Source organism: Candidatus Binatia bacterium (assembly GCA_036504975.1).
GTDB lineage: Bacteria > Desulfobacterota > Binatia > UBA9968 > UBA9968 > JAJPJQ01.
The window spans coordinates 1-4,757 of record DASXUF010000147.1 but is presented as its reverse complement, the minus strand read 5'-3'; the positions used below and the strand labels follow the sequence as shown (position 1 = coordinate 4,757).

The following is a 4,757-nucleotide window of genomic DNA, read 5'->3' as shown; positions in this document are numbered from 1 at the left end:
GAGTTTCTCGAAGGCCGATACCGCGACATGCGGCGGAACGAAACTTACGGCTTCTTCCCTTCGCTCGACGGCTGGCACCGCGGCTTTTCCGCCGCGGGAAAAGAAACCGACGTGCCGGCGCCGCGCTGGCTCGAGTTTCTCGACGAGCTTGGCGTCCGGCTGAGCGTGCTCTATCCGACGGGCGGTCTCGCCCTCGGGTTGATTCAAGATCCGAATTGGGCGTGCGCCGTCGCCCGCGCGTATAATAACTGGGTGGCGGAGAGATATACACGCCGGAGCCCGCGGCTCAAAGCGGTCGCGCTGCTGCCGGTGCAGATGCCAGAGGAAGCGGCGAAAGAGCTCAAGCGCGCGAAAGAGATCGGGCTCGTCGCCGGTTTGCTGCCGGCGGTAACCGTGCTGCACAAAGGCTACGGCCATCGCGACTTCGATCCGATCTACCGTGAGGCGGAGCGGTTGGACATGCCGCTCGCCGTGCACGGCGCGCCGAGTCGCGGCATGGGTTTCGATTTCTTCGACAAGTTCATTCAGGTCCATACGCTCGAGCACCCGTTCGCGATTCTGATCCAGTTCACGCACATACTTTACGAAGGCGTGTTCGAGCGCTTTCCGAAACTGCGCGTGGCGTTTCTCGAAGCGGGCTCGGGCTGGCTGCCCTACATGATGGACCGGATGGACGAGGAGTACGAAAAGCCCCATCGCGCCGGCGCCCCGGCGCTGAAAAAGAAGCCGAGCGATTATATCCGCTCGGGCCAGGTATGGACGACGTGCGAGGTCGAAGAGCGCGCGCTTGTCCAGGTGCTGCGGCAGTTTAACCCGCGCTGCGTAATGTGGCCGTCCGACTACCCGCACGAGCGGCTGCCCGACATGTTCAAGCGCGACATCCCGGAATTTCTCGCGCGCGAGGATTTGAGCGACGCCGAAAAGCGCATGATCCTCTACGAAAATCCAAAGCGGTTTTACGGGCTGGATATATAACGAGAGACGGAAAGGGGTGGATATGGACACGAGAAGGTTCTCTTCCCTGCTGGCCATTATCGGCGCTTGTCTCTTTTTTAATGTATGGACACCGGTTGCCGAAGCTCAAGAAACGCCTTTCAAAGGCAAAACCATCCGCCTCGTCGTCGGCCTCGCGCCGGGCGGCGGATACGACACCTATTCTCGCCTTATCGCACGGCACATGGGGAGGCATATTCCCGGCAATCCGGTCATCGCCGTCGAGAACATGGACGGGGCCGGCAGCCTGATAGCGGCTAATCACGTTTACAAGGTAGCCAAACCCGATGGCCTGACTATTGGCCATGTCCTCGGCGGGCTCTTTCTACAGCAGTTGCTCGGAAAACCGGGCATAGAGTTTGACGCCGCGAAATTTGAATACATAGGAGTTCCCGCCCAGGACAATTTCATGATCGGCATATCGAAAGCGACCGGCATTACAAGCGTTGAAAAGTGGATAGCGTCAAAAACAACGCTCAAATTCGGAGGCGTCACTCCAGGCGGCGGCACCGATGACCTTCCCAAAGTCCTCGCCTATACTGTGGGCCTCCCCATCCAGGTTGTCTCTGGCTACAAAGGCACCGGTCCCATTCGACTTGCTTTCAACAGCGGGGAGGTCCAGGGGCTTTGTAACGCCTGGGAGTCGTTCAAGGCAACTTGGCGCCAGGAGCTGGAGTCGGGAGAATTGGTCATCGTCGCTCAGGCGACCGTCAAAGCACATCCCGAGTTGCCCAAAGTTCCTGTGGCGCTTGATCTTGCCAAGACTGACGAGGCCCGAAAACTCATCCAAGTGGTCGCTCGGGTGAATGGACCTTCAACCCGTCCCTATCTGCTGCCTCCGGGTACGCCGAAAGAGCGAGTGGAACTCCTGCGCAAGGCTTTTACGGACACCCTGAAGGACGCCGAGTTCTTGGCTGAGGCCAAAAAAGCCAAGCTCGATATCAATCCTGATGACGGCGCAGGACTGGAACGGAACGTAAGAGACATCTTTAAACTCGATCCTCCGTTGGTCGCCAGGCTCAAGGAGGTTCTTAAATAAAGCGCGCTAGCGTAGTGTTTCTAAAATGGCTTTACAGAGTCCGTTCGCCCTGAGCGCGTCGAAGGGCGAGATATTTCACCGGGTTCCGTTCATGGTTCGACAAAGCTCACCACGAACGGAACGTCAACGTAAATGTGAGACACTACTCTAGCGACATCCATTGGAGAAGAAAGATGCGCCTGACAAATAAAGTCGCGATCGTCACCGGCGGCGGAGTCGGCATAGGCCGGGCCTATTGCCTCGGCTTGGCGAAGGAAGGCGCGAAGGTGATCGTCGCCGACATTCAGGAAGCGGAGGCGAAAAAAGTCGCGGGCGAGATCCAGCAGCAGGGTGGCGAGGCCTTAGCCGTGGCGGTCGATGTGACCTCGGCGGAGAAGACCCGCGCGATGGCCGAGGCGGCGCTCAGGAAGTACGGCCGTATCGACGTGCTCGTCAACAACGCCGCGCTCTACTCGGCGATCAAGAAAAAACCTTTCTCCGAAATCAACGAAGAGGAATGGGACCGCGTGATGGCGGTGAACGTGAAAGGTTTGTTCCTCTGCGTCCAGGCGGTCTACCCCGCCATGAAGCAGCAGAAAAAAGGAAAGGTCATCAACATCTCGTCCGGCACGGCGCTCGGCGGCACGCCGTTTTTTCTTCACTACGTCACTTCGAAGGCAGGCGTGATCGGCTTCACGCGCGCGCTCGCGCGCGAATTGGGCGGCGATAATATTTGCGTCAACGCGATCACGCCGGGCCTCACGATCTCCGGACCCCAGCAGGAAGGCGTGCTGACACCCGAACAACTCGCAGACCGCAGGAAACGCCGATCCTTTCAGCGCGACCAGAAACCGGCCGATCTCGTCGGCACCGTGATCTTTCTCGCCTCCGACGACAGCGACTTCATCACCGGGCAAACGATCAACGTCGACGGCGGCGCGAATATGTACTGAGGAGTTTGCTAGCGATAACATACGAGCACGAAACACGATCACGAGCACGTTGTTCCTACCTGAGATTTGAGATTTGCCATTTGAGACCTGTCCTGAGCGCAGTCGAATGGATTCGGCGCGAAGCGGCTGATCGGGTCCGGGGGATTTTATTTGAGATTTGAGATTTGCCATTTGAGATTCGGAGCGAAGCGAGGACATGTGTTTCCCGGCAAAGTCACGCGCCAGGAACTCTGTGTCCCGGCACTGTAGTAGGAATCATCGGCCCGGGCTTTCTCCATTTGACGCAGTATTACATTATTGGTAATGTGTATATACTTACAAAAACAGGAGAGCCCATGGCAAAGGCATTGACCTCTTTAAGGCTCGATGACCGTCTGGTGAAACGAGCCCAAAAAGTTTTGGGAGCGAAGAGCAGAACCCAGACGATTGAAATGTCTCTCGAAGCGGTCGTGGAGACCGAGAAGCATCGCAAGCTCATCAAACGGTACAGCGGCAAGGCGAAGCCCGGTGACTTCGACCACAGCTAATCTCGCCATTTTTGACACGTCGGTCTATATCAGACAATCTGAGATCCGGTCGTTTTAAACAGGAGATCCCGGATCTTAAGTTTGTCGTTCGTTTGAGCGCCGTCGTTTTGGCGGAATTGTCGAGGGGCGCTCGATCGAGGGAGATGAAAAGGTTTGTCGACGACTTAGCGAAAAACCTCCGCCTCATCGCTCCCAATGAGAGAGAGTGGATTCAGTCGGGACGCATCGTCAACCGGCTTGTGGCCGCCAGAGGATTCGATATTCACAAAACCAGAGAGATTCATTTCGACGTCCTGATCGCGCTCACCGCGCGCCGAATCGGCGCCTGCCTCATCACGCGCGATGCCGACGATTTCACGGCGGTTCGGGAATTTTTGGATTTTAATCTTGTGTGCTGGTAGCGGCCTCATTCAACTCGATTGGGCGCCGCACAGTCCGTCATTCCCGTGCGCTTTTAGCGGAATCCAGGCGTAGCAAAGCTCTCTGAGAAATTTTAGGATAAGATTTGAGGAGACCTGACATTTGCCACGTTTTCGCAATTGCGAAAACGTGATAAGTATTGCGATCGTGGAGGAGTTGAGTTACAGGCAGTGCAGCTGGGCGGTTACTTCGCCACCTCGTTGCCTTCACGGAAGAGGCGGTGAGGAAAATCACCGGCCTGCCGGCGGAAAAGCTCCGGCTGAACCGCGGTTATCTCAAAACCGGTCTCCCTGCAGACATCACGGTTTTCGATCCCGACAAGATCGACGACCTGGCGAGCGGGCGGCTGCCGGAGAAGGTGGATGCGAATGAGAAGGCGCCATCCGCCGGGGATCAAGGCAGTCGTGGTGAACGGGAAGGTGGTCGTCGAAGCCGGCGCTTGCCTGGACGTGTTCCCGGCAAAGTCACGCGCCAGGAGCTCTGTGTCCGGGCGCTGTAAGTACATTTCGTTCTGGGGATTCAGCGCCAGGTGAAAGAAGGAGGGACGGTTATGGAAAGCACGGCGACTCGTGCAACGGAAGACAGAGTTTCGCCGACAAAGCAGCCTCGATTCTCCGGTTTCAGCCATGCAAGCCTTCCCTGCCGCGATCTCGAGCAGTCGAAGCGCTTTTTCACTCGAGTCATGGGAGGCGAGCTGGCGCATAATGTCGAGGGATTTGCCGAAGTCCGCGTCGCCGGCGTCATCATCGGGCTGTCGCAACAAAAAGGCGGCTGGACGGGCTGGGACGCTGAGTTTCCCCACTACGCCTTCTTCGCCGAGGCGGAGGATTTCCTGCCGATGGTCGA

The 4,757-nt window shown here is 57.4% G+C and carries 7 protein-coding genes; all 7 read left to right on the top strand.

Annotated features, from left to right (window positions below; genetic code table 11):
- Positions 1–975: amidohydrolase family protein (locus VGL70_18870; GenBank protein ID HEY3305592.1), on the top strand; the 975-nt coding region annotated here is incomplete at its 5' end.
- 22 nt (positions 976–997) lie between these two features.
- Complete coding sequence (locus tag VGL70_18865; GenBank protein ID HEY3305591.1) at positions 998–2,032, top strand: tripartite tricarboxylate transporter substrate-binding protein; 1,035 nt, start codon at positions 998–1,000, stop codon at positions 2,030–2,032.
- Positions 2,033–2,205: 173 nt separating this feature from the next.
- Positions 2,206–2,964 (top strand): glucose 1-dehydrogenase, encoded by a 759-nt coding sequence (locus tag VGL70_18860; GenBank protein HEY3305590.1) that lies wholly within the window; start codon positions 2,206–2,208, stop codon positions 2,962–2,964.
- A gap of 335 nt (positions 2,965–3,299) precedes the next feature.
- A complete protein-coding gene (locus tag VGL70_18855; GenBank protein HEY3305589.1) occupies positions 3,300–3,491 on the top strand; it encodes a type II toxin-antitoxin system VapB family antitoxin in 192 nt (63 codons plus the stop codon).
- Positions 3,492–3,502: 11 nt separating this feature from the next.
- A complete protein-coding gene (locus VGL70_18850; GenBank protein HEY3305588.1) occupies positions 3,503–3,892 on the top strand; it encodes a PIN domain-containing protein in 390 nt (129 codons plus the stop codon).
- 239 nt (positions 3,893–4,131) lie between these two features.
- A complete protein-coding gene (locus tag VGL70_18845) occupies positions 4,132–4,410 on the top strand; it encodes a hypothetical protein (GenBank protein HEY3305587.1) in 279 nt (92 codons plus the stop codon).
- A 51-nt stretch (positions 4,411–4,461) separates the two neighbouring features.
- The coding region (locus tag VGL70_18840) for a VOC family protein (protein HEY3305586.1) at positions 4,462–4,757 on the top strand (296 nt) is incomplete at its 3' end.

Excerpts from the sequence above, each read along its gene's own strand:
- VGL70_18865 (HEY3305591.1), top strand. The coding sequence starts at position 998 with ATGGACACGAGAAGGTTCTCTTCCCTGCTGGCCATTATCGGCGCTTGT.
- VGL70_18860 (HEY3305590.1), top strand. The coding sequence starts at position 2,206 with ATGCGCCTGACAAATAAAGTCGCGATCGTCACCGGCGGCGGAGTCGGC.
- VGL70_18855 (HEY3305589.1), top strand. The coding sequence starts at position 3,300 with ATGGCAAAGGCATTGACCTCTTTAAGGCTCGATGACCGTCTGGTGAAA.